The sequence below is a fragment of the Nocardia panacis genome (genome assembly GCF_003598715.1).
Classification (GTDB): Bacteria; Actinomycetota; Actinomycetes; order Mycobacteriales; family Mycobacteriaceae; genus Nocardia; species Nocardia panacis.
On the sequence record NZ_QZFU01000010.1, the window covers coordinates 237,227 to 259,934 of the forward strand.

21 protein-coding genes and 1 pseudogene are annotated in these 22,708 nt (G+C 66.3%); 11 read left to right on the plus strand and 11 right to left on the minus strand.

Translation table 11 applies throughout. From position 1 onward, the window contains the following. Positions 1-77 precede the first annotated feature (77 nt). The 4 genes from D5S18_RS03120 (at position 78) to D5S18_RS03135 (ending at position 2,112) form a co-directional block, all read left to right on the plus strand. Positions 78-338 (plus strand): hypothetical protein, encoded by a 261-nt coding sequence (locus D5S18_RS03120; protein ID WP_120037765.1) that lies wholly within the window; start codon positions 78-80, stop codon positions 336-338. Positions 339-633: 295 nt separating this feature from the next. Next, complete coding sequence (locus tag D5S18_RS03125) at positions 634-987, plus strand: hypothetical protein (RefSeq protein WP_147403837.1); 354 nt, start codon at positions 634-636, stop codon at positions 985-987. Beyond that, on the plus strand, positions 980-1,555 hold the full coding sequence (locus tag D5S18_RS35220) for a hypothetical protein (RefSeq protein WP_203236553.1): 576 nt from the start codon (positions 980-982) through the stop codon (positions 1,553-1,555). Before D5S18_RS03125 ends, D5S18_RS35220 begins: the two co-directional genes overlap by 8 nt. Next, positions 1,552-2,112: a hypothetical protein gene (locus D5S18_RS03135; protein ID WP_147403838.1), complete on the plus strand. Its 561-nt coding sequence runs from the start codon at positions 1,552-1,554 to the stop codon at positions 2,110-2,112. The genes D5S18_RS35220 and D5S18_RS03135 overlap by 4 nt, the downstream gene beginning before the upstream one ends. A gap of 183 nt (positions 2,113-2,295) precedes the next feature. Here the strand turns inward: D5S18_RS03135 and D5S18_RS03140 are convergent, their stop codons facing one another. The 3 genes from D5S18_RS03140 to D5S18_RS03150 form a co-directional block, all read right to left on the minus strand. Beyond that, positions 2,296-4,086 (minus strand): recombinase family protein, encoded by a 1,791-nt coding sequence (locus D5S18_RS03140; protein ID WP_120037770.1) that lies wholly within the window; start codon positions 4,084-4,086, stop codon positions 2,296-2,298. A 154-nt stretch (positions 4,087-4,240) separates the two neighbouring features. Next, on the minus strand, positions 4,241-5,698 hold the full coding sequence (locus D5S18_RS03145) for a cytochrome P450 (protein WP_439651074.1): 1,458 nt from the start codon (positions 5,696-5,698) through the stop codon (positions 4,241-4,243). A gap of 205 nt (positions 5,699-5,903) precedes the next feature. Then, on the minus strand, positions 5,904-7,028 hold the full coding sequence (locus D5S18_RS03150) for an acyl-CoA dehydrogenase family protein (protein WP_239003496.1): 1,125 nt from the start codon (positions 7,026-7,028) through the stop codon (positions 5,904-5,906). A 318-nt stretch (positions 7,029-7,346) separates the two neighbouring features. On the opposite strand from D5S18_RS03150, the gene D5S18_RS03155 reads away from it, so the two are divergent. Then, a complete protein-coding gene (locus D5S18_RS03155; protein ID WP_120037772.1) occupies positions 7,347-8,150 on the plus strand; it encodes a VOC family protein in 804 nt (267 codons plus the stop codon). 49 nt (positions 8,151-8,199) lie between these two features. On the opposite strand, the gene D5S18_RS03160 is transcribed toward D5S18_RS03155, so the two are convergent. Both D5S18_RS03160 and D5S18_RS03165 read right to left on the minus strand, forming a co-directional pair. Continuing rightward, positions 8,200-9,510: an erythromycin esterase family protein gene (locus D5S18_RS03160; RefSeq protein WP_120037774.1), complete on the minus strand. Its 1,311-nt coding sequence runs from the start codon at positions 9,508-9,510 to the stop codon at positions 8,200-8,202. 305 nt (positions 9,511-9,815) lie between these two features. After that, entirely contained in the window at positions 9,816-11,120 is a 1,305-nt protein-coding gene (locus D5S18_RS03165; RefSeq protein WP_120037775.1) for an erythromycin esterase family protein, read from the minus strand. Positions 11,121-11,242: 122 nt separating this feature from the next. On the opposite strand from D5S18_RS03165, the gene D5S18_RS03170 reads away from it, so the two are divergent. Further along, positions 11,243-11,836 carry a helix-turn-helix domain-containing protein gene (locus tag D5S18_RS03170; protein ID WP_120037777.1) on the plus strand — a complete coding sequence of 198 codons (594 nt, stop codon included), beginning with the start codon at positions 11,243-11,245 and terminating at the stop codon, positions 11,834-11,836. Here the strand turns inward: D5S18_RS03170 and D5S18_RS03175 are convergent. After that, positions 11,821-12,330: pseudogene (locus D5S18_RS03175) on the minus strand (haloacid dehalogenase type II); the annotation flags it as partial. The gene D5S18_RS03170 and the pseudogene D5S18_RS03175 sit on opposite strands and share 16 nt — an antisense overlap. A gap of 38 nt (positions 12,331-12,368) precedes the next feature. After that, positions 12,369-13,133 carry a GntR family transcriptional regulator gene (locus D5S18_RS03180; RefSeq protein ID WP_203236554.1) on the minus strand — a complete coding sequence of 255 codons (765 nt, stop codon included), beginning with the start codon at positions 13,131-13,133 and terminating at the stop codon, positions 12,369-12,371. Between the two features lie 161 nt (positions 13,134-13,294). On the opposite strand from D5S18_RS03180, the gene D5S18_RS03185 reads away from it, so the two are divergent. The 4 genes from D5S18_RS03185 to D5S18_RS03200 are packed head-to-tail and all read left to right on the plus strand — an operon-like array spanning position 13,295 to position 16,647. Next, positions 13,295-13,987, plus strand: coding sequence for a PIG-L deacetylase family protein (locus tag D5S18_RS03185; protein WP_158607785.1), 693 nt, complete (start codon positions 13,295-13,297; stop codon positions 13,985-13,987). Then, positions 13,984-14,892, plus strand: coding sequence for an HpcH/HpaI aldolase/citrate lyase family protein (locus D5S18_RS03190; protein WP_120037782.1), 909 nt, complete (start codon positions 13,984-13,986; stop codon positions 14,890-14,892). The genes D5S18_RS03185 and D5S18_RS03190 overlap by 4 nt, the downstream gene beginning before the upstream one ends. Beyond that, positions 14,889-15,446: a MaoC family dehydratase gene (locus D5S18_RS03195; RefSeq protein WP_120037783.1), complete on the plus strand. Its 558-nt coding sequence runs from the start codon at positions 14,889-14,891 to the stop codon at positions 15,444-15,446. Before D5S18_RS03190 ends, D5S18_RS03195 begins: the two co-directional genes overlap by 4 nt. 19 nt (positions 15,447-15,465) lie before the next feature. Further along, complete coding sequence (locus D5S18_RS03200; RefSeq protein WP_120037784.1) at positions 15,466-16,647, plus strand: GNAT family N-acetyltransferase; 1,182 nt, start codon at positions 15,466-15,468, stop codon at positions 16,645-16,647. Positions 16,648-16,677: 30 nt separating this feature from the next. Here D5S18_RS03200 and D5S18_RS03205 read toward each other — a convergent pair whose 3' ends face one another. Continuing rightward, the gene (locus tag D5S18_RS03205) at positions 16,678-17,163 is read right to left on the minus strand and encodes an NUDIX domain-containing protein (protein WP_203236555.1); all 486 of its coding nucleotides are present in this window, start codon (positions 17,161-17,163) and stop codon (positions 16,678-16,680) included. Between the two features lie 199 nt (positions 17,164-17,362). Further along, positions 17,363-18,058 (minus strand): haloacid dehalogenase type II, encoded by a 696-nt coding sequence (locus tag D5S18_RS03210; protein WP_120037962.1) that lies wholly within the window; start codon positions 18,056-18,058, stop codon positions 17,363-17,365. Between the two features lie 220 nt (positions 18,059-18,278). On the opposite strand from D5S18_RS03210, the gene D5S18_RS03215 reads away from it, so the two are divergent. Then, positions 18,279-19,256, plus strand: a complete 978-nt coding sequence (locus D5S18_RS03215) for a cation diffusion facilitator family transporter (RefSeq protein ID WP_120037785.1) — start codon at positions 18,279-18,281, stop codon at positions 19,254-19,256. 72 nt (positions 19,257-19,328) lie between these two features. Here the strand turns inward: D5S18_RS03215 and fadD32 are convergent, their stop codons facing one another. Further along, positions 19,329-21,227 carry a long-chain-fatty-acid--AMP ligase FadD32 gene (fadD32, locus tag D5S18_RS03220; protein WP_203236556.1) on the minus strand — a complete coding sequence of 633 codons (1,899 nt, stop codon included), beginning with the start codon at positions 21,225-21,227 and terminating at the stop codon, positions 19,329-19,331. A gap of 101 nt (positions 21,228-21,328) precedes the next feature. Beyond that, the gene (locus tag D5S18_RS03225; protein WP_120037786.1) at positions 21,329-22,579 is read right to left on the minus strand and encodes a KasA/KasB family beta-ketoacyl-ACP synthase; all 1,251 of its coding nucleotides are present in this window, start codon (positions 22,577-22,579) and stop codon (positions 21,329-21,331) included. Between the last annotated feature and the right edge of the window lie 129 nt (positions 22,580-22,708).

The following is a 22,708-nucleotide window of genomic DNA, read 5'->3' on the forward strand; positions in this document are numbered from 1 at the left end:
CCCGGCAACACCATATCGCTGGCAGGGCATCCAATTCGACCGATGCTCTGCCTTTTTCATACCCGAAAGAGAAGCCTATGAAGATCAGCGAGCTAATCGATCACCTCCGCGATATCCAGAGTCGTGACGGCAACCTAGACGTCCGATTGCCTGACCCCGGCTGCGGATGCTGCTCGTCGAGCACACATGCCGTAGCCATCGTCGACGTTCTCACAGTGGGCGGTGACGACTACGAGTACGTGCGAATTCTCGACCAGGAGGCCGAGCCCCATCATGTCCCGCACGAAATCGGCGCGTATTCCCAGATCCAAAAGAAGTGGATCAAGTCGAGAAGCTGAGCACACCACCAGCCAGAGTGATTCGAAACCGGAAGAGGTACAGCGTGTTTCAACTCCTGGTCGCACTGTCGACCAGTGGTTGCGGTCCGGTGAGTTCCTGACCCCCTCCACAGCCGAGACGATCGCACGCCTGCATGAAATACCCTGCGACCAAACGGATTAGAGGCATCCACCGATGAATACTCCATACTCCACCAATCATAATGAGTTTCAACACCCGTGGCGCAAAGAGCTGGCCACAGACGACGAACTGACGGCGATCGGAACAACCATCAGTTTCGCGGAACGTCGCGGCTTGACCACGCTCGCGACCATCCTCACCGATCTCCGCCCCCATATGCGGGCCGAGCGCCGCATGGTCGAACAGGACCCACGAGCGGAGCGGGAAAGGGCTGAGTTGGCCGCGTTGGGTGGTGTCGAAGCCGCGCGCCGAGGCTGGTCGGCCCTTCGCTCCGCGAATCCCAACCACTACAGCACCACAGGCACGAAGAAGGTGGACAAGTTCGAAGACCTCCCACTTCGCCTCCAAGTCCAGTACGCGCAATTCGCCCACGGCGTTCTGACCGACGTATACACCGCATACATCGGCGACAACGGGCTGCGAGTGATCTACCGCGACGGCAAGGTCTGGAGCGCACCCGATGCCTAGCCCGCAGAAACGCAAGGGTGATGAGTTCGAGCGCACCGTATGTGATTACCTGCGTCACAACGGATTCCCGTACGCCGAACGCACCAGAGCGGGCTACCAACGTGATACCGCCGATATCCACTTGGACCCGACAGTTGGTCTCGCTCCTGGCGCGATCGGGCAAGCGAAGAAAGTTCGGACCCCTCGATGGCGCGAATGGATTACCGATCTCCGAGAACAGATCAACAACGCCCGCGCCGATGTTGGATTCCTGATCTGGAAACTCTGGGGCGTCGGCGACCCCGGCGAACAACTCGCGATCATGCCGCTCCGCGAATACGTCGTGCTGCTGCGCCGCGCTGGATACGGGACACCCTTGCAATGGCATGAGCAGTGCGAGAACTGCGGTGCCTCGATCACCTGGATAGCCTGCCCGACAGGCGGTTGGTGGACGCACGACAACCACCCTGCCGACAACCACGACGCGATCACTCAAGTACAGCCGCCGGAGGACGTAGACGACCGTGGCCATTGGATTACGCCACGCAACCTGAAAGGTGTGGTTGCCCACCGAGCGGAGCAAGTGTGAAACCTTACGCACCTGCCACCCTGCGATGCGGTATGCACCCCACCAGCTCGGACCCCATCCTGGTCCGGGCTGCCGGGGTGTGGCTGTGCCGGCAATGCCGGGAACGACTCGAAACCCTCATCGCAACCACACCCCACGTCATCGATTGGGTACGCGCCAACGTGATTCGCGGAACCGCGGTCCGACGCGAAGGATCGAACCCGAACCGTACCGGCTCGGTCGCACCCTGCGATCTGGACGCGATCGACCAGGCCGACAACGAGGTAGCCGTATTGGCTCGCTGGTGCGCCCACGCCGGACTGCGGACCCTTCCCGGACCGGTCCATCGTGACTACTACGGCGTCGCCCGCGCCATCGCACAGGGCGACACGGCAACCGTCCACCACGCGGCACGCTGGCTGCTGGACAATCTGACCGCCCTCGAAAGACAGGCGTGGGTGGTGGACATGCTGGCCGATCTCGACACGGTACGAGGTGAAACGCTGCGCCGATTCCCGCTCCGTGAACTTGTTGAGCACGAAAGCGCTGAACCGGTCCAAACGGCGCTGTTCGGATAGGGTGGCCGCAGCGAGGGGTCGGCACCGCCAGACACCAGAACTGGCCCGACACCCCGGTTACCCCCAAACGATGTAGCCCCCAGAACTTCTGGGGGCTACTCGTGTTTCTGGCTGGACATCGGATGGGATACTGCACGGCGAGGGGCCGGGACGAATACGCCTCGTCCCGACCCCTCACCATACTCACGCCACCAGCGTGGAAGTGTCGCCCATCTCGGGGCCTACCGGGTGCGGTTCCAGCCACGCGTTCCACTTCCGCGTCGGCTCGACCGGCGTAGCGGGCATCTTCCGCCGCCACCGGCCCACAGTCACCGCAGTAACCCCCAACCGTTCGGCGAGAGCCTTGTCCGTCGCGCCAGGGTCATCGGTGATCGCCTGCCACACCCGACCCGACTGCGAACGACTATCGGACTTTCGACGTTCCATCTCCACCGAGAAATACGGGATACCGTCACGCTCCGAAGGATCATCCACCCGAACAATCAACGGGTAGGTACCTTCAATGATCAGTCGGATACCGGCATCGGTGATCGCCTTCTGTACCACCGCCCAATCCTCGGACTCCCGGAAAAGATCACCCCACGTTTTACCGGTGTCCTCGGTGACATATTGGCCCTTGGCCACGATCCCTTCGGATTCGATTTGTTCCCGCTTCGCGATGAGAGCATCCATTTTCGCCTCGTACTCGGCTTCATCACCCTTGTAGTACCCCTTCTCAGAATTTCTTCGCATGGCCCGGATGCTCTCCTGCACCTGCTCGTATTCTTCGCTGCGGTCGCTACCCGGAACCCACCTACGATGCGTGACGGCTCTGCTCGCCAAGTGGCCTTCCAAGAAGAAATCCCGAACGGCCGAGTCCAAGATGTCGTTGCGGACCGTGCGGCCCTTGCACGCATGCCCACGCCCTCTCGAGCAGCGGTAGTAGTAATAGTCCTCACCCCCACCGGGCGAGCGGCTGAAAGCGGCACCACAGTCACAGGCCACGATGCCCGCGATACGATTCGTCCACTCGGTTCTGCGCCTCGGCGCAATCGTCCGCTCGGCTACACGGGCTTGGATCTTGGCCCAGGTCTCCGCATCGAACGTGGCATCGGCCATGCGGATCGGCTCACCCGTGGTCGGGTCCGTCGCGACCTGATAGTCGGTATCAACCCACTTCTGCCGCTTCTCCGGGTCGGGCTGCATGTTGACCACTTTCAGGCCCTGAGTCGCCGGAGAGGTCAGGAGCCTTTTCACCGTCACGTCCTGCCAAGGCCGCGTCGAAACAGATTTGCCGCCCTTCTGTCGAGCCGCAGCCTGATTGGAAAGCACCCCGCTGTCGTTCAACCAACCCGCGAGCCGACTGTACGACCAACCGTTATTGACGAACAATCCCGCGAGCTTGTGCAACACCTCTTGCTGATCGGCATCCTTCGCCAACCGTCGCCCCCCGGAAGGATGATCAACAATCGCGAAACCGAACGGCGCAGCTCCACCCGCCCAACGATCGGTATTCTTCAACACCCCGTGCGCATCCAACGATCGCTGTATGAACCGCTCGCCCTCGATCTGCGCGAACATACTCAACAGGAGCATGAACATATCGCTGACCGCCGATTGAAAATCGCCCTTCTTCCGACCATTGCGGTAATCGAATTCCAGGCCGTCATCAACGAAGACCACCCTTTTGCGGTGATCCTCCGCCCAATGCATGAAATTCAGACCATCCCGCATCGAGCGCCAAGCTCTATCCACTTTGGCCCAGGCAATCGTGTCCCACTCTTCGGCGCGGTCCTCGGTCAGCCAGCTACCCAGGTCGGGCCTGTCGAAGGTGTTGACCTTGATAGCCGACACGCCCAGATCCTCGAAGTCGGCCACCACGTCGGCATCGGCCCGCTTGCACCAGTCGTGTGTAGTCACTCCCTGCGCGTCGTGGGACACCTTGCGGTCGGTGTAGACGCTAACCCGCTTGCCCACCAGGGCTTTTGATCGCATGACCCAAATCTAACCGACTTGTGTAGGTATGCTTTTCCCTGCAAGGCGGAGGAGTTCCCGATACCGGTGTTGTATCGGGGACGACGACAACGCGGCCAGGCGGCGAGCTGGGCCGCGGAGGCGCCGGATGAGACTCCGACACAGGCCCAAGGGCCTATGCCTCGAGGCGACTCAGTGTTATCGGCAGTCCGTCGGCCGGGGTCGGACCGGTGGTGGAGATCAACGGCACCCGATAGTCCGCGGGCACCGACCAGCGGTAGCGCAGCAGCATCTGATGCAGTACCGCCTTCACCGTCATACCGCCGAAGTACATCCCGATGCACTTGTGCGCGCCACCGCCGAACGCGGCCCACGCGAAGCGCGCCGATTTGTCCTCGCGGCGCGGCTCGGCGAACCGCTCCGGATCGAATTCGGCGGCGGCGGGCCAGAATTCGTCCATCCGCATCATGGGATAGGCGCCGACCAGGATCAACGTTCCCGCGGGCAGGTAGTGGCCGAGCAGGTCGGTGTCGGCGGTGGTCTCGCGAACCTGCTGCGCCACTGGCGAATACAGTCGCAGCACCTCCCGGAAGGCCAGATCCAGCGACGGCAGCCGGTCAAGATCCGCATAGTCGAGTCGATCCTTGCCCAGTGCGCGCGATTCCGCGCGCAACCGCTCCTGCCACTGCGGATGGCGGGCCAGCTCGTAGCAGAGCATGGCGGTGGCGATGGTGCTGGTGTCGTGCGCGGCCATCATGACGAAGATCATGTGCTCGACGATCTCCGCATCCGAGAACGTATGTCCCGCCTCGGATTCGGCCCGGCACAGCACACTGAACAAATCCGCGCCCGACCCGGCCCGCTTGGCGGGCAACTCGCGGCGGAAGTACTCCTCGAGCACCCGCCGCCCGCGCAGTCCGCGCGCCCACACCCCGCCGGGCACATTCGTCCGGACCAGCGCCTGCCCACCGCGCACCGCATCCTCGAAGGCACGCTCCAACCGCGCGCCGTCCCGCCCGAGATCCGCACCCGCGAACACCTCGGTGGCCTGTTCGAGCAGCAACTGTTTGATGGCGCGGTAGACGCGGAAGTTCGGACCGGGTCGCCAACCGGCCACACCGGCGACGACACGCGGCGTCGTCAGCTCCAGGTAGCCGATCAGGCGCGTCCTGGTGAACGCCTGCTGCATGATCCGCCGATGGAACAGGTGCTCGTCGAAATCGCGCAGCAGCAGACCGCCGCGGAAGAACGGACCGATCAGGAACTCCCAACCGCGCCGCGCGGAGAGCACCTTCTTCCGGTCGAGATAGACCGCCTCCAGCGCCTCAGGACTCGCGACCACGACCACCCGCCGACCGAGCACACCCATCCAATGCACCGGACCGTAGCGGGCGACCCGCTCGCGACCGAAGGGCACCGGATCGGTGAGCGCGTGCAGGGTGTAGCCGATACCGGGCGGCCCGAAATCGCCGAGAACCGGTCGCAAACCACTGCCCGGCGGCGGTTCGGCCAAAGCCCGAGTCAGTACCGGATAGTGCCCGGCCGCCGCGGCCCCCACCCGCTGCACCTCCCAGGCGAGCCTCGCGCGGGCGGCCCTCGCGGTGCCCGCCAACTCATCGATCGACTGCGGCACTGTTCCGCCTCTCCGTGATTCTTGCTGGTCCGCCTCTCCGGGGATCTTGCCGGTCGTGGCTGCCTCGGCTGTTGGCAATCGGACCTGCGGTTTGGGTGTTTCCGGGGTTTGGGCGTCCCCGATAAGTTACCCGGATCTTGCGAGATCAGTCATCGCGTCTTTCACTGCCGCGCAAGCACTCTGACACACAGGCTGAACGCTGCGCTCATTCCGGCTGAACGCCCAGCACCTCGCGCCCGATCTCGCCCGCCAGCACCTCGGTGGAGTACGCCATGAGTTGCCCGGCCTCGGCATCGCGCAGATGGCGCTGAATCGGTGATCGCTTGAGGTATCCCGAGGCGCCACCCACCCGCACGCCCAACTGCGCCACTTCTACCGCCACCTTGTTGGCCAGATACTTGGCTCGCACCAGCGTGGGAAAGGAGGCGGGCAAACCCGCGTCGGCCTGGGTGAGGCCGCGTTCGTAGAGTGCGTGCGCGGCGGCGAGTTTGGTCTGCACGTCGGCCACCTCGTGCTGCACCCACTGCTGATGCGTGAGCGGCTTGCCCAAGATGACGCGCGAACGGGCGTGCGCCACCAGAGCGTCCAGTGCGGCGTCCGCGATGCCGAGCGAGATCGCGGGCAATCCGGCCGGAATCACGGCGAAATCGCCGGGACCCGGTGCGCGACCGCGGAATTCGGTGCGCAGCACCGTGTCGTCGAAATCCAGCAACTGGCTGCGGGTGGCGCGCAGGCCGAGGGTGTCCCAGATCGGGACGACAATGACCGAATCGTCGGGCACCACGCCGAAGAAGGTCGGCACACCGTCCACCAGCGCATTCACCAACAGATAGTCGGCGATCTCGGCCCCGGAGACGAAGCGCTTAGCCCCCTTCAGCGTCCAACCCCCCTCGACGGCGTGCGCCTCCTGCTGCGGATTCAGGAACCGATTGCCGCTCGCCGGTTCGGACAGCGCGTTCGCGAAGCGCCGTCCTGCCAGGAATTCCGCCGCGAAGAACGGGCCGAGGGTATCGGCGGTGAGTTCGGCCAGCGCCACACCGGCGCCGACGTGCATGGTCCAGATTGTCGCGATCGACGGATCCGCCTTGGCAAGCATGCGCACGAGTTCACCGAAGGCCCGGTAGCCGAGCCCCCCACCGCCCACCCGCTCCGGCAGCGCCGCGCGATCGGCCCCCGCCGCGTGCAGCGCCTCGAGATGGCCGACCGCTATTTCGGCGCGCTCGTCGTATTCGGCGGCAGCCGCAGCGAAATCGGGGAGTAATTCCGCTACCCGCGCCATCAGCGCGCCCTCGGCCGTACGATCCGAGATCGAGAACTCGGTTCCAGTCACGAAATACCCTCCACTCGAATGGGATTCGAAACCTCACTCGGTTCCGACCAGCCTACGGACCCGGCCGGCTGCCCTGCATCAGTATTGGGAAAGCAGGCGGCAAAGTCGCGGCGGACCGCGGCGAGCCTCATTCGTAGCGTGCGCGGGCGGCGGCGAGTAACGTGACCACTGATTTCGCGAGATCCGGGTAACTCATCGGGCACGTCCAAAACTTCAGAAGAACCTAACCGCAGGCCCGATTGCCGAGAGTAGAGGCACCCACGACCGGCAAAATCGCGGAGAGGCGGAAAAGCCTACCTAATCCAGGAAGGACACACCATGCCCACTCGTGACACCGCTTGGCCGCAGGGCACACCCTGCTGGGTCGACTGTCAGGTCGACGACACCGGCAAGGCCCGCGAGTTCTACGCGAACCTCTTCGGCTGGGAGATCATGGACAGCCCGCCGGAAGCGGGCGGATATCTGATGGCCATGCGCAACGGCAAGGCCGTGGCGGGCATCGGCCCCAAGCCCGAGGGCATGCCCATGCCTTCGGCGTGGACCACCTACCTCGCGGCGGAGAAGGCCGATGACATCGCGGGCAAGGTGAGCGCGTCGGGCGGCCAGACGTTCATGCCGCCTTTCGACGTGATGGATGTGGGCCGGATGTTCGTGGCCGCCGATCCCACCGGCGGCGTCTTCGGCGTGTGGGAGGCCAGGGCGCATACCGGTGTGGGCGTGTTCAACGAGCACGGCACCATCTGCTGGAACGAACTGCACACCGTCGGCTACCAGCCCGCGCAGGAGTTCTATCGCAAGGTGTACGGCTGGTCCTATACCGAAATCGGCGACGAGAACATGGGCTACAGCGTCTTCACCCCGCCCGACGTCGATCACCCGGTCGGCGGCGTGATGGATTCCAGCAAGATGCCGGGTGAGGAGATGTCCTACTGGATGACCTGGTTCCAGTACGACGGTGTCGACTCCGGCGGCACCCGCGCCGCCGAACTCGGCGCGTCGACCCTGATGGGTCCCAGCGACAGCCCCTTCGGCCGCATGATCGTGGTGCGCGCACCGCAGGGCGAGGTGTTCGGCCTGATCGACACCAATGTGAAGGTCGGCGAACCGCCCACGGGCGCATAGCGTTTCATTGCAGGGCGGCGCGGATCCGCTTCCGCGCCGCCCTTGCGCGTCAGCGACCCGAGGTCCAGCCCGCGAAGAATTCGCGCACCTCCAGCGGGGAAGCGGCGATAGCACCAACGTCGGGTGTGGCGGCCGTCATCGTCGGCAGATGGATAAGGGCGTCGTAGGCCGCGAGCGCATCCACCTGCACATAGTGGAAGCCGACACGCTGCTCACCGGCACCCTGGACGGCGGCGCGGTCCGCTGCGGACAATCCGCGCAGGTTCACGCCGAACAGTCCGTCGTGGGTGGCGGTCATGAGCGCGTCCAGGCAATCCGGCCGCGCCGGTTCGAGGTCGAAGAAGATCTCGCCCGCACCACAGGGGCGGCCATTGGCGAAGGTGCGTCCGGAGCCCATGGTGGTGCCAATGGGCACATAGTCCGCACCGAACCGGTCGACCAGGTGTAGGCCGAGCATGGTACTCGACGGGGTATCGGCAATGGCCGCCCGACCGCGCAAGATGTGCGCATTGTGCGCGGCGACGGCAACGCGCCGCCGGTCCTTCAGGATCAGTTCGACCGTATCGGCCATGGCGGCGTCGCGTGCGAACAGCACACTCGTCAGCCCACCTCCGCGCGCCGAGTCACGGAAGATGGCGTCCACGGTCAGCGCCTGAGCCAGCGCGCGTCGGGCGCGGTCGAACGCCGGGACGGAGGTGCGCTCGACATAGTTCAGGCGCAGGCTCGTGAACCGGATCGTCAACTCCGCGAGCCCGGCGGTGAGGGCATCGCGCCGCTCGGTCGGTAGCTCCGCATAAGTGGTCAACGCCGCAGCCAAGGAGAGCACCGAGGGTGCGCCGAAGGCGGTGGCGATCTCACGCAGGGCCGGGTCGACCTGGTAGTCCGGATCGGCGACCGCCAGATAGGCGAGTGCGGCATCGAGCGCGGGCAGCGCCGAGACATTCGACCCGCCCAGATCGATCCCGTCGAAGCTGACACCTGAACGCTCGCGCAACCATTCGATCAGGCCGCGCGTCTCGGTCCACAGACCCATGAACGATGAAATGCCCTGAGCCAACAGCTCATCGAGCCGCGCCGTGCCGCCGCGGACCCAGTCGTCCACGGATCGCCCGTCGGCGAAACCGCTTTCGATGGCCACCGCGTCGAATCCGTGCCGCTCGACCAGGTAGCGCACCAACCGGTGCCGCCAGAGCAACGCCTCGCGATTGAGGTGGGAGCTCTCGCCGATCCCGACGATGCGCGCCTGCCCCACCACCTCGTCCAGCCATGCCAGATCCGTCAGTGGCGCGGTCGGGTCCAGGGTGGTCAGCGGATGTACCGCCGCTGCGCTCAACCCCGACACCACAGTGTGTCCAGCCAAGGTAAATCCCTCTCGCTCAGTGCGATCCGGTCAACGCCGAACTGTTCGTACGGCACCGGACTCCTCGGTTCCGACCAGTATTTTTCAAACCGATCGGTACTATTTTGGAACAGGTTCCAAATGTCCGAATCATAGGAGCGCGGAGGTCGCGTAGGGAACTCCTGACCCAAAACTGGCTGAATCACGGCTGCGTCCGGTGCGGCTTCGCCTTGTGCACGCCGTAGGCCGACGGTCAGCGAACCACGTACGGACGCATAGCGTTTCATCGCGTGGCGACGCGGATCCGATCCGCGCCGCCACGCACGTCAGCGACCGGACCAGGCCGCGAAGAATTCGCGCACTTCCGGCGGGGCAGCGGCGATCGCGCCCGCGTCGGGAGTCGCGGCCGTCAGCGTCGGCAGATGGATAACGGCGTCGTAGGCCGCGGCAGCGTCCACCTCGGCGTAAACGTTGCCGAAACGCTGCTCACCCGCCGCCCGGACTGCGGCGAGGTCCGCCGCAGACAGTCCGCGCAGGTTCACACCGAACAGACCATCGTGGGTGGCGGTCATGAGCGCGTCCAGGCAATCCGGCCGCGCCGGGTCCATATCGGTGAAGATCTCGCCCCTATAGAACCCCTCGCCCGCGGTGAGGGTGCGGCCGGAGCCGATGGTCGTGCCGATGGGCACGTAGTCGGCACCGAACCGGTCGGCCAGGTGCAGACCGAGCATGGTGCTCGGCGGCATTCCGGGAAACGACAGCCGGGCGCGCAGAATGTGACCGTTGTGCGCGGCAACGGCGATGCGCCGCCGGTCCTTCAGGATCAGCTCGACCGTATCGGCCATGGCGGCGTCGCGGGCGAACAGCGCGCCCGCGATATTCCCCCGCGCCGTATCACGGAAGACGGCGTCCATGGTCAATGCCTGGGCCAGTGCGCGGCGGGCACGGTCGAAGGCGGCGACGGAGGTGCGTGCGACATAGTCCAGACGCATGCTGGTCAACCGGACCGTCAGCTCGCCCAGCCCTGCCGTCAGGGCGTCGCGCCGCTCGGTGGGCAACTCCGCGTAGCCGGTCATCGCCGCGAGCTGCGACAGCGCCGAAGGCGCCGCGAAAGCGGCGGCAGTCTCGCGCAGGGCCGAATCGACCTGGTAGTCCGGATCGGCCACCGCCAGATATCCGAGCGCGACATCGAGCGCGGGCAGCAGCGAGACATTCGACCCGCCCAGATCGATCCCGCCGAAGCCGACGCCCGACCGCTCACGCAGCCATTCGATCAGGCCGCGCGTCTCGGTCCACAAACCCATGAGCGACGAAATCCCTTGGGCTAGTATGTCATCCAGCCGCGCCGCGCCGCCGCGCACCCAATCGTCGACGGATCGCCCCTCGGCGAATCCGCTCTCGATGGCCAGCCCGTCGAATCCGTGCCGCTCGACCAGGTAGCGCACCAGACGGTGCCGCAAGAGCAGTGCCTCGCGGTTGTAGTGGGCGCTCTCGCCGATCGCGACGATCCGCGCCTGCCCTACCACCTCGTCCAGCCAAGCCAGATCCGTCAGCGATGCGTTCGCGTCCAGGGTGGTCAGGGGGTGGGCCGCCGCCGCGCTCAACCCCGGCACCACAGTCTGTCCAGCCACGGTAAATCCCTCTCGATCAGTGCGATTTCGTCGGACCGAGCCGTTCGCCCGGCATCGGTCTCAGTGGTTCCAGCAATTGATTCCATTTTTGGAAACAATACCAACTATGGGACCATAGGAGCATGGCCGCCGCAAAGGGAACCTCCGCATCCAGCCCAATCGAACTGCTGCTGCACCCGGTGCGGCTGCGGATCGTGCATGCCATGGCCGACGGTCAACCGAGCAGCACCGCCGAACTGTGCGCGACCCTGCCGGAAATCCCCAAGACCACGGTCTATCGCCAGGTCGGCCTACTGGCCGACGGGGGCATCCTCGACGTGGTGGACGAGCGTCGGGTGCGCGGCGCGGTCGAGCGCTTCTACCGACTGAGCCGCGCCTCGGCACGCATCGATGCACGAGCGGGCGCGGACATGTCCATCGAGGACCACCGCCAAGCCTTCGCCGCCGCCATGCTCACCCTGCTCGGCGAGTTCAACGCCTATCTCGATCGCCCCGGCGCGAACCCATACGCCGACCGCGTCGGCTACCGACAGGGCGTGCTGTGGCTCGACCAAGCCGAGCACGGCGCACTGGGCGCGGAACTGCGCGCCGTCTTGGCCCGCTACCTGGACAACACCCCCACCGCAGCGCGCACCCCGTATCTCACGAGCCTGATCTCGTTCCCGAATGCCCGTGTCGCCGAGACGGATTCGGCACAGGATCAGGCCCCCAGCTGATCGGCCAGATCCAGGAAGTCGCGGGCGTTGATATCGAATTCGTCGGAGAATTCCGTATCGGCCAGCGCGGGATCACCGAATTCGCGCGGGCGCGCGACGAACGCGGTGCGCAGTCCCAGGCTCGCGGCGGCCCGAATATCGTATTTGTGACTGGCCACCATCATGATTCGGTCCGGCGCGAGCCCGAGATAGCGGGCGGCCAGCAGATAGCAGGCCGGATCGGGTTTGAAGGCCCCGACCATCTCGGCGGTGAAGACCGCGTGCCACGGCAGATCACCGCGCGCGGTGATATTCACGACCGAGGACACATCGGCATTGGACAGCGTCGCGAGCACGAAATGCTCGCGCAGCCGATGCAATCCGGGCACGGTATCCGGCCAGGGCGCGAGCTCGCGCCATGATGCCGTCAGTTCCTCGCGACTCGCCTCGGTCAACTCGATACCGTATTCGCCCAGCAGTTCGTCCAACCCGGCACGATAGATGGAATGCACGGTGCACCTGAGGCGCCCGGATCCATCGGACAGTTCTGCGGTCAAGGTCCGGCGTGGATTGCGGTGGTGTCGCGTTCGATGCGGTATCCGATCTCGACGCGGTCGGCGGGCAGGCTGATGGCATTGACCTCGCAGACGAGTCCGCCGGGGTCGGTGCTGGTGCGGATGAGCCTTTGCACGGGCACTCCGGCTCGGAGCCCGAACGCCTCGGTTTCGTGCGCGCTCGCCGCGCGGGCGGTCAGATACTCGTGCCAGGTCAGGGGTCCGTGGCCGGCTTCTTCGAGGCGGTCGTAGATGCCACCAGGGCCGGTGTCGGTGGCTTCGAGAATCGGGAGTTCAGCGACCAGGGCCAGGGGCAGATAGCTGGCGGTGAGTTGATGAACGGTGCCGGTGCCGGGGTCACCGATGACGCGGTCGCGAATGAGCACTTCGGTTCCGGGTTCGATGCCGAGCAGTGGCGCGACGTCCCAGGGGGCCGGGACGCGGGCGATGCGTACGGGGCCGAGGGCGCGCCAGTTCTGGGCGGCGGTATCGAAGAAGTATCCGATTTCGTCGCGGTATGCCTTGCGATCGCGGGTGATAAGGCGGCGGGGCGGGTTGATGCGTACGCGGGTGCCGCCGCGTCGTACGGCGTCAGCGAGCCCTTCCTGGGCGAGCAGCCGGTGGACCTTGGAGGCGGTTTCCCTCGAGATGCCGTGGCGGCGGGACAGTTCCTCGCCGGAGGGCAGTAGATCGCCGGGCCGGTAGTCGCCCCGGTAGATGGCCTCGCGCAGTTCGTCGGCGATCTCACGGTATCGGGGTGCCACTGGAGGGCTCCTCCTTTCCTGGAGTCTGTCGGCCTGCCGTATGCCGACAACATTATTCCTAGGTCTATTTCTTAGTGCCTGCGGCAACGAATCTGCGATAATAATCCTAGTATTATTCGATGTTCGTGGCGGGGGTCGCCACGGATGAGGGGAGTCCGTCCATGAGCCTTCTCGCTATCGGCGCCCATCCCGATGATGTCGAACTCGGTTGTGGAGCCACCCTGCTGCTCGCCCGCCGGGCGGGACTGCCCGTCACGGTCGTCGTGATGACCGACGGCTCGCGCGGTCCCGGCGGCGTCGGCGTCCGCGCGGCCGAACAACGGTGCGCGGCAACGCGACTCGGGGCGACGCTGATCATGCTCGGGTATCCGGACGGGCGGTTGGCGGCCACCACCGAGGTGATCGGCCGATTGGAGGCGATCATCGCGGTCGCCGCCGCGCGGATCGTGCTCACGCACGCCCGTGAGGATTCACACCAGGACCACCGTGCCGCGGCGGAAGCGACGGTCGCGGCGGCCCGCGCGCATTCGCAGGTGCTGCACTACGAGTCGCCCACCACGCTCGGATTCGCGCCAACACTCTTCGCCGAGGTGACCGGTGTGGTGGCCGACAAGCTGGATCTGTTGCGGGAGCACCGATCTCAGGTGCTCGGGTCGGCGCGCGTGGATCTGGCGGCGATATCCGCGCTGGCCACGGTGCGAGGCGCGCAGGGTCGTGTCGGGGCGGCCGAGGCGTTCGTGCCCACCCGCGCCCGGCTGGCGCTGCCGGACATCGCGGACCTGACCGATATCGCTGGTGCCCGCGTCGCGCTGCCGGTGGTAGGACCGCATCTCGATCAGGAGGCCGCCCGATGAATGCTCTCTCTTTCCGGCACCGCTCGGTCCTGTGCACGCCCGCCACGGCTACGGGCCGATTTGCGCGAGCGGCGCGCGTGGGAGCCGATATCGGGCTGGTCGATCTGGAGGACTCGGTGCCCGCTGTGAGCAAAGCGTGCGCCCGTGCGAGCGCCGCCCGCTTTTTCGCCGCAGACACGGCGGACGGCGCCGGTCGGGCGATCCGCATCAACGCGCCGACCAGCCGCGACGGCTTGCGGGATCTGCTGGCGGTGGCGGCCTACGCCCCGCGCCCCGATATCGTGCTGGTCCCCAAAACCGAATCACGCGCGGATCTGGCGCTGGTAGCGGCGGTATTGGCGGAAACAGGTCCACCGGTTCAGCTATGGGCGCTGGTCGAGACACCGCGTGGCCTGGCGGCCCTGGCCCGGATCGCCGACCACCCGCAGGTGACCGCATTGTGCTTCGGCGCGGCCGACTACGCCCGTGCGACCGGCTGCGCCCGGACGTGGGAGCCGCTGCTGTTCGCCCGATCACAGATCGTGACCGCCGCTGCCGCGCGCGGGATCGTGGCCCTGGACTCGCCGTTCTTCGACCTGCCCGACATCGACGGCCTTCGCGCCGAGGCGCACGCGGCGCGAGTGCTCGGATTCGGCGGCAAGATCGCGGTCCACCCGACCCAGGTACCGGTGATCAATACCGTGTTCTCCCCAACAGCGGAGGAACTGGCCCACGCGCGCACCGTCGCAGAGGCCGCGGACGCTGGTGGCGACCGGATTGCCGTGGTGGATGGGCAGATGGTGGGTCCGCCGTTCTTCGCCGCCGCCCGCGCGCTGCTGGCTTCCTTCGCCGAGCCAGCAGCAACATCCGCGCCCGACTCCACATCCCGCGACACCACGACCGCCGACACAGGAACCGCCCGATGAACGATCCTGCCTCCGCACGCCCCGTAGAGATCGCGGCCCCGCCCGCGTTCCGTCGGCTGAGCTCGAACCGGTTCCGGGAGAACATCGGTGGTGGTGTCACCGATTTCATGCCGGGGATGATCCTCGAGCATCGCCCCGCCCGCACCGTCACCGACGCCGATGTCGTGCTGATGGGCACGTTCATCGGCAACCAGGTGCCCATACACCTCGATCACGAATTCGCGCGGTCCTCCCAATGGGGCCAACCGCTGGTGTGCAGCCTGATCACGCTGTGCCTGATCGGAGGCATGTCCACCCGATTCACCTCGGGGCTCACCGTCGCGAATCTGGAATGGCGGCACATCACCCTGCCCGCCCCCGTCTTCGTAGGCGACACCCTGCACGCGGAGTCGGAGATCCTGAGCGCACGCCTGTCCGGTTCCCGCCCGCACCTGGGCGTGATCACATGCGCGACACGAGGATTCAAACAGACCGGTGACTGCGTGCTGCGCTACGAGCGCAGCTTCCTCGTCCCCGCCGACCCCGGTGCCGTGCGCGCGGCCGCCGACTATTGAACCGAAGGACACTGCCACCATGAGCGATGTCGAGTTCACAGCCCCCAGCGACACTCAGCGCCGCGACTACACCACGCTGGTGATCCGCTGCTTCGGGCACCCCGTGCCGGATATGGCAATGTCCGCGCGCCACGCGGTGACCCGCGTCGCGGTGCGAGACGGTCGAGTGATCGCGGGCGGGCTCGGATGGGCGGTCCCCCAGTTCTTCGGCGGACGACCTGTTCCCGCAGCCTGTCTGGGCGTGGGCTGTGTCGCTCCCGAGGAACGCGGCACCCGGCTCGCCGCCGAACTGATGTCCGCACGCCTGGACGCCGTGCGGGCGATCAACACCGCCGCTGTCGCGACGATCTGGACGACATCCAACCGCTACGCGCGCCACTTGGGCTGGCAAGCGCCCACCGAGGTCACCGCCCACCAGGTCGCCACCGACGACCTGCGCGCCTCCTACACCTCGGGCAACGGCTACGACATCGTCCACGCCACACCCGTCACCGCTGCCGCGACCCAGGCACAGCACCGACTGGCCGCCGCATGGAACGGTCCCGTATGCCGGCCCGGCTGGTGGTGGGAATGGAAACACACCCACCTCGACCTGATCAGCTACCAGTTCCATCGCCACGACAGCACCCCGCACGGGCTGTTGTCACTCGCCTTCGACCAGCACTCACAACGCGGATCCGTAGCGGTGGTCCACGAATTCTGGGCTGCCGACACCTCGGCCGCGCACGCGATGCTCGCCTTCCTGGGCAGCCATCACAGCCGCTGCGACACTGTCGTCTTCAGGCGAGGAGTACTCCCGCACCACCGGCTGCTACTGCACGGACTGCACCGCTACCGCGTCGACCTCACCTGCGCCCCTCCCTGGATGCTGCGCTTGCTAGACCCGGTCGCCGCCGTCTCCCAACGCGGATGGCCCCACAATCACGAACTCGACGTCGTGCTCGCGCTTCCGGATCACCCGCACCAGCAGGGAGACCGGTACCGGCTGGAAGTCGCGGGCGGCACGGCCGTGCTCACCCCCACCGAGGACCCCGCCCACCTGTGTCTCGACGCCCGGCAGATGGCAATCTGGTACGCAGGTGGCTACCGCAGCGTGACCACCGCCCGCTTCGACGGTCTGCACACCGACGACCCGCCGCTGCTGGCGGCCGTGCTCGCGATCACCGCCGACCATGAACCCTGGCTCCCCGACCTGTTCTGACCATCCCGCTCCCGAGCCGAAGCCGGGCGTTCACGCGATCGTCGCCACCGGACCGAGCACATCGTCGATGCGCTTGCGCATCACCGGATGCAGATCCAGACCCGCCAGGTCACCGGGGTCCACCCACCGCACCTCGGAAGTCTCCTCGCCGTCGGCATGGGCGCTACCGGAAACGTGGCGAGCATGCAGGCACACCGAGAACTCCTGCAACGCGACCATCCCTGCCGGGCCGTTGTCGTAAACGATGACATGCCCCGGGTCGGTGTAGATTCCGGCGAACCCGGTCACCGTGACCCGCACCCCGGCCTCCTCCCACACCTCCCGCACCGCTGCCTCGGCGATCGTCTCCCCCAACTCGAGCTTGCCGCCGGGCAGCACCCACAGACCGTTGTCACAGCGGCGAGTCAGCAACAACCGTCCCACAGCGTCCCGCACCGCCGCCACAACGCCGGGGCTGCGCCCGGTCGCGGCGGGCGCGTTCTCGTCATCGAAGTAGTCGACTCTCGGCACCCGCACGATTGTGGTCCCACCTCGCCCGCAATGCGACACCTTTCGTCGGAAATCGACTATCAGTGCACGTTGAGCAAAATGCTCTGCCGCCACGGCACGGGCCACCTTGCCCGGCCCTTTGGTGGCCGGTCGCGGAGCCGGAACATCGCGTTCATTCAGATCAGTCAGGATTTGCCCGTGTCGCCGACGCGGATTCGGCGCAGGATCAGGCCCCCAGCTGATCGGCCAGATCCAGGAAGTCGCGGGCGTTGATATCGAACTCGTCGCTGAATTCCGTATCGGCCAGCGCGGGATCACCGAATTCGCGCGGGCGCGCGACGAACGCGGTGCGCAGTCCCAGGCTCGCGGCGGCCCGAATATCGTATTTGTGACTGGCCACCATCATGATTCGGTCCGGCGCGAGCCCGAGATAGCGGGCGGCCAGCAGATAGCAGGCCGGATCGGGTTTGAAGGCCCCGCCCATCTCGGCGGTGAAGACCGCGTGCCACGGCAGATCACCGCGCGCGGTGATATTCACGACCGAGGACACATCGGCATTGGACAGCGTCGCGAGCACGAAATGCTCGCGCATCCGATGCAATCCGGGCACGGTATCCGGCCAGGGCGCGAGCTCGCGCCATGATGCCGTCAGTTCCTCGCGACTCGCCTCGGTCAACTCGATACCGTATTCGCCCAGCAGTTCGTCCAACCCGGCACGATAGATGGAATGCACGGTGCGCCATCCCGACTCCGGCACCGGCTCGCGCAGCGCGGCGGAATAGGCGCTCCGCCAACGGTTTACGAACTCCGCGCGATCGAATCCGGCCCGGTCGCCGATGATCCGAGCCGTCGCCTCCCCTACCGTGCCGAAGAAATCCGTCGCCGTTCCCTGTACATCGAACAGCAGTGCCGCAGGCCGCATCCACGGATTATCGCCGAACCGCGCCCGTCCCGCCGAACAGGTCTTCGTCACAGGACTTCGCTCAGATTCACGGCGTCATCGCTACCGCCCTTCGCGTGATTCAAGTCACGAACCTGGCTCGCCACCTCCCCTGCCGGTTGGACTATGCTCACCAATAGATGCGTACATGCGCATATATTGAGACCGGGACGCGGCACACGAGGACAGGAGCAGGCGCGCCATGGGACACGACCACGGGCACGATGAGCACGGGCACGACCACGGCCACAGCCACGGCGTCTCCGCCGATGCGGACAAGCGCTGGCTGACCATCGGCCTGGTGCTCATCACCGGGTTCATGGCGGTCGAGGTGGTCATCGGCATCCTGGCCAATTCGCTGGCGTTGATCTCCGACGCCGCGCATATGCTCACCGACGCGGCCTCGATCGTGCTCGCGCTGACCGCCATCCGTCTCGCCGCCCGCCCGGCCAGGGGCAAGTACACCTACGGCTACAAGCGGGCCGAGATCCTGTCGGCCCAAGCCAACGGGCTGACGCTGCTGCTGCTCGCCGCCTGGCTGACCTACGAGTCGGTGCGCAGGCTGATCTCCCCGCCCGAGGTCACCGGCGGGCTGGTGGTGATCACCGCGCTCGCGGGCATCGTGATCAATGTGCTGGCCAGTTGGGCATTGAGCAAGGCCAATCGGTCCAGCCTGAATGTGGAGGGCGCGTTCCAGCACGTGCTCAATGACCTGTACGGCTTCATCGCCACCGCCGTGGCGGGCGTCGTCGTCCTGCTCACCGGATTCGCCAGGGCCGACGCCATCGCCTCGCTGATCGTGGTGGTGCTCATGGTGAAGGCGGGCTACGGTCTGGTCCGCGAATCCGGTCGAATCTTCCTGGAGGCCGCGCCCGCGGGCGTCGACCCGGACGCCGTCGGCCGCAAGCTGGCCGGTATCGAGGGTGTGGACGAGGTGCACGACCTGCACATCTGGCAGATCACCTCGGGCAGCCCGGCCCTGTCGGCCCATGTGCTGGTGCGCAGCCACGCCGACTGCCACGGTCTGCGGCAGCGCTTCGAGGACATTCTCGAGCACGAATTCGGCATCACCCACACGACACTTCAGGTCGACCACACCGACGAGGCGGCGACCGAACACGAGCGCGACGAGCACTGCGCCGAGGCGCACGGGCCGGTGCACCGCATCGGGCAGCACTGAACCAACGCCATTCGTCGGCCAGGCGGGCAACCGGCGGGGCGGCACCGGATTCCGGCGCCGCCCCGTCGGCGTTCAGGCTTGCGCCACATCCGGAAATGCCTGCTGCTGATAGCCGCCGCGCAGCGTGCCCTCCAGATACGCGGCCCGGCACGCGCGGCGGGCGATCTTGCCGCTCGAGGTGCGCGGAATCGATCCGGCGGGGACCAGCAGCAGGTCGCGCACGGTGACCCCGTGGCGCACCGCGATGGCCGCGCGCACCGTGTCGGCGATCGGTCCCGGATCCAATTTGCCCGCGCCCGTGCCCCGTTCGGCCACCATCACCAGTTGTTCGGAGGTGTCGCGCGGATCGAAGCGCAGCCCGGAGTGGCTGCCCTGTTCGAAGACCGAGGACGGCAACTGGTTGGCGGGCACCGAGAAGGCCGCCACGAAACCGGGCCGCAGCGCGGTGCTCGATTCCTGTGCCGACAGCTCCAGATCCTGCGGATAGTGATTGCGGCCGTCCACGATCACCAGATCCTTGACCCGACCGGTGATGTACAGCTCGCCGTCGAGATAGCAGCCGTAGTCGCCGGTGCGCATCCAATTCGCCTGCGGATCGGCGCCCTCGGCGTGGCTGTGTTCCTGACGGGTCCGCAATTTCGCCCGGAAGGTGGCCTCGGAATCGACCGACCTGCCCCAATATCCGCGGCCGATATTCTTGCCGTGCAACCAGATCTCGCCGACCTGCCCGTCGGGTCGCTCGACCCCGGTGGCCGGATCGACGATGGCGGCCCACTGCGACAGCGACACGTATCCGCACGACACCTGCGCCACCGCGGCTTCCGCGTGCTGATCGACCTCGACCATGCGCCCGGCATTGAGCCGGTTCCGGTCGACGTAGACGAATTTCGCCTCGTCGTCGCGTTTCGTGGCGGAGACGAACAGCGTCGCCTCGGCCATGCCGTAGCAGGGCTTGATGGCCGTCTTGGGCAGACCGTAGGGTGCGAACGCCTCGTTGAACTTCTTCATCGAGGCCACCGACACCGGCTCGCTGCCATTGATCAACCCGATCACATTGGACAGGTCCAGGGTGGCCCCCGCCTTGGGCATTCCGCGCGCCGCCGCATGCTCGTAGGCGAAATTCGGTGCGGCCGAGTAGATCTCGGCACCGTCGGCCTGCGCCGCCAACTCCCGGATCCAGCGCGAGGGCCTGCGCACGAAGGCGCTCGGCGACATGATGGTGATGAATTTGCCGCCCATCATGGGCAGGATCACGCACAGCAGACCCATATCGTGGAACATCGGCAACCAGGTGACCCCGCGCGCCTTCTCGGTGATGCCGATGGCGTCGATCATCTGCAGCAGGTTGGTGCCCACCGCGCGGTGGGTGATCTCCACCCCGGCCGGAACCCTGGTGGATCCGGAGGTGTACTGCAGATAGGCCACGTCATCGATGTCGATGTGCGGGCGCACGTACCCGGCGCTGACGCTGTCGGGCAGCGCGTCGACCGCGATGATGCGCGGCCTGCGCGTGGCAGGTAGCTGCCGGAACAGGTCCCGTACGCCACCGGCCGCAGTGCCCACCGTGAGGATGGCCGTCGGGGTGCAGTCGCCGAGCACCGCGTGCAGCCGGTCGGTGTGGCCCGCCTCGTCCGGATCGAACAGCGGGACCGCGATATTGCCCGCGGCCACCGCCGCGAAGATGGACACGACGTAGTCCAGGCCCTGTGGCGCGAGGATCGCCACCCTGTCGCCCGGTGCCGCCACCTGCTGCAACCGGGCCGCGACCGCGCGCAGCCTGGTGCTGAACTGATTCCAGGTGAGGTCGAGGTATTCGCCGTCGCGCTCGCGGGAGTAGTCGATGTAGCGGTACGCGAGCTCGTCACCGTTTTCCGCGGTGTGCTTGTCCAGGAAGTCGATCAGGGTTTGACCACCAGGGATCCTGATGTTGCCCGTCTCGTCAAGATAGTCATCGAAGGTCTCGCCGATCATTCCTTATCCCTTTTCAAGGCATTCCAGATGTAGCGGCCGAAGTGTCCGCGGGCTTCTCGGGTTCTCGCGCGGCGGTCCGCTGGGTAGCGGCCGAAGGCGATTCAGTACCGGCCGAAGGCGATGGCGACATTATGGCCGCCGAAGCCGAATGAATTGTTGATGGCGTAGTCGATCCGGCCGGGTCGCGCGCTGCCGTGCACGACGTCGAGTTCTATTCCGGGATCCTGTTCTTCCAGATTCAGTGTCGGTGGGACGATTCCGTCCCGGATGCTCAGCACCGTGAGCACCGATTCCAGCGCGCCGACCGCGCCGATGGAGTGGCCCAACGCCGATTTGGGCGCGTAGACCGAGGGGTGGGTGCCCACCGCCGCCCGGATGGCCAAAGCCTCGGCGGTATCGCCGATGGAGGTGGAGGTGGCATGGGCGTTGATATGGGCGATATCGGATTTCGCCAGGCCCGATTTCTGCATGGCCCTGGTCATGGCGCGGGCCGCGCCCTTGCCCTCCGGATCCGGCGCCACCAGGTGGAATCCGTCGGAGGTGACGGCCGCGCCGAGCAGCCTGGCGTGGATGGTCGCGCCGCGCGCCTTGGCATGCTCCTCGGTCTCGATGGTCATCAGCGCGCCCGCCTCGCCGAAGACGAAGCCGTCGCGGTTCTTGTCGAACGGGCGCGAGGCCGATTTCGGATCGTCGTTGCGGGTGCTCATGGCGCGCATCATGGTGAACGCGGCGATGGGCAGCGCCTGGATGGTGCCCTCCACGCCGCCGGTGACCACCATGTCGGCATCGCCCATGACGATCATCCGCCAGGCATTGGCGATCGCCTCCGAACCCGACGAGCACGCCGAAACCGGGGTGTGCACACCGGCCTTCGCGCCGAGTTCGATACCGACCAGGGCCGCCGCGCCATTGGGCATGATGGCCTGCACGGCCAGCGGCGAGACCTTGCGGTAGCCACCGTTCTCCATTTTGAAGCGCGAGTCGACGATCATCTCCGCGCCACCGAGTCCGGTGCCGATGGATACGGCGAGCCGGTTGCGGTCGACGGTCGGGCTGCCCGCGTTCTTCCAGGACTCGCGGGCCAGGACCAGCGCCATCTGCTGCACGTAGGCCAGGCGGCGCACCTCCTCCTTGGGCAGGCCCACCGAGGGGCTCACCTTCAGGTGCCCGCCGATGCGCACCGGCAGCTCGTATTGGTCGAGGAACGGGTCATCGATGGCATCGATGCCGCTCTCCCCGTTCAGCAGACCCTTCCAGGTCGAGTCGACATCACCCGAGATCGAGGTCGTTGCCGCGACACTGGTGACGACGACATCGGGAAAGCTCCCGTTCCGCTGGCCAGAACTCGCCATTCTTCGCTCACTTTCCGTTATGTGGGTACATCCGGAAACACTGATCGAGATCGCGCGCAGGAGTCGGGCCGTTCGAACGGACCCGGCGTGACCGGCAAAAGCTACATTATCGAAGCGGTCCGGGTGCCG

What these genes read in the sequence shown, in the direction of transcription:
- D5S18_RS03120 (WP_120037765.1), top strand. Translation starts at nt 78, where the DNA reads ATGAAGATCAGCGAGCTAATCGATCACCTCCGCGATATCCAGAGTCGT.
- D5S18_RS35220 (WP_203236553.1), top strand. Translation starts at nt 980, where the DNA reads ATGCCTAGCCCGCAGAAACGCAAGGGTGATGAGTTCGAGCGCACCGTA.
- D5S18_RS03140 (WP_120037770.1), bottom strand. Translation starts at nt 4,086, where the DNA reads ATGCGATCAAAAGCCCTGGTGGGCAAGCGGGTTAGCGTCTACACCGAC.
- D5S18_RS03155 (WP_120037772.1), top strand. Translation starts at nt 7,347, where the DNA reads ATGCCCACTCGTGACACCGCTTGGCCGCAGGGCACACCCTGCTGGGTC.
- D5S18_RS03170 (WP_120037777.1), top strand. Translation starts at nt 11,243, where the DNA reads ATGGCCGCCGCAAAGGGAACCTCCGCATCCAGCCCAATCGAACTGCTG.
- D5S18_RS03185 (WP_158607785.1), top strand. Translation starts at nt 13,295, where the DNA reads ATGAGCCTTCTCGCTATCGGCGCCCATCCCGATGATGTCGAACTCGGT.
- D5S18_RS03190 (WP_120037782.1), top strand. Translation starts at nt 13,984, where the DNA reads ATGAATGCTCTCTCTTTCCGGCACCGCTCGGTCCTGTGCACGCCCGCC.
- D5S18_RS03195 (WP_120037783.1), top strand. Translation starts at nt 14,889, where the DNA reads ATGAACGATCCTGCCTCCGCACGCCCCGTAGAGATCGCGGCCCCGCCC.
- D5S18_RS03200 (WP_120037784.1), top strand. Translation starts at nt 15,466, where the DNA reads ATGAGCGATGTCGAGTTCACAGCCCCCAGCGACACTCAGCGCCGCGAC.
- D5S18_RS03210 (WP_120037962.1), bottom strand. Translation starts at nt 18,058, where the DNA reads ATGCGGCCTGCGGCACTGCTGTTCGATGTACAGGGAACGGCGACGGAT.
- D5S18_RS03215 (WP_120037785.1), top strand. Translation starts at nt 18,279, where the DNA reads ATGGGACACGACCACGGGCACGATGAGCACGGGCACGACCACGGCCAC.
- fadD32 (WP_203236556.1), bottom strand. Translation starts at nt 21,227, where the DNA reads ATGATCGGCGAGACCTTCGATGACTATCTTGACGAGACGGGCAACATC.
- D5S18_RS03225 (WP_120037786.1), bottom strand. Translation starts at nt 22,579, where the DNA reads ATGGCGAGTTCTGGCCAGCGGAACGGGAGCTTTCCCGATGTCGTCGTC.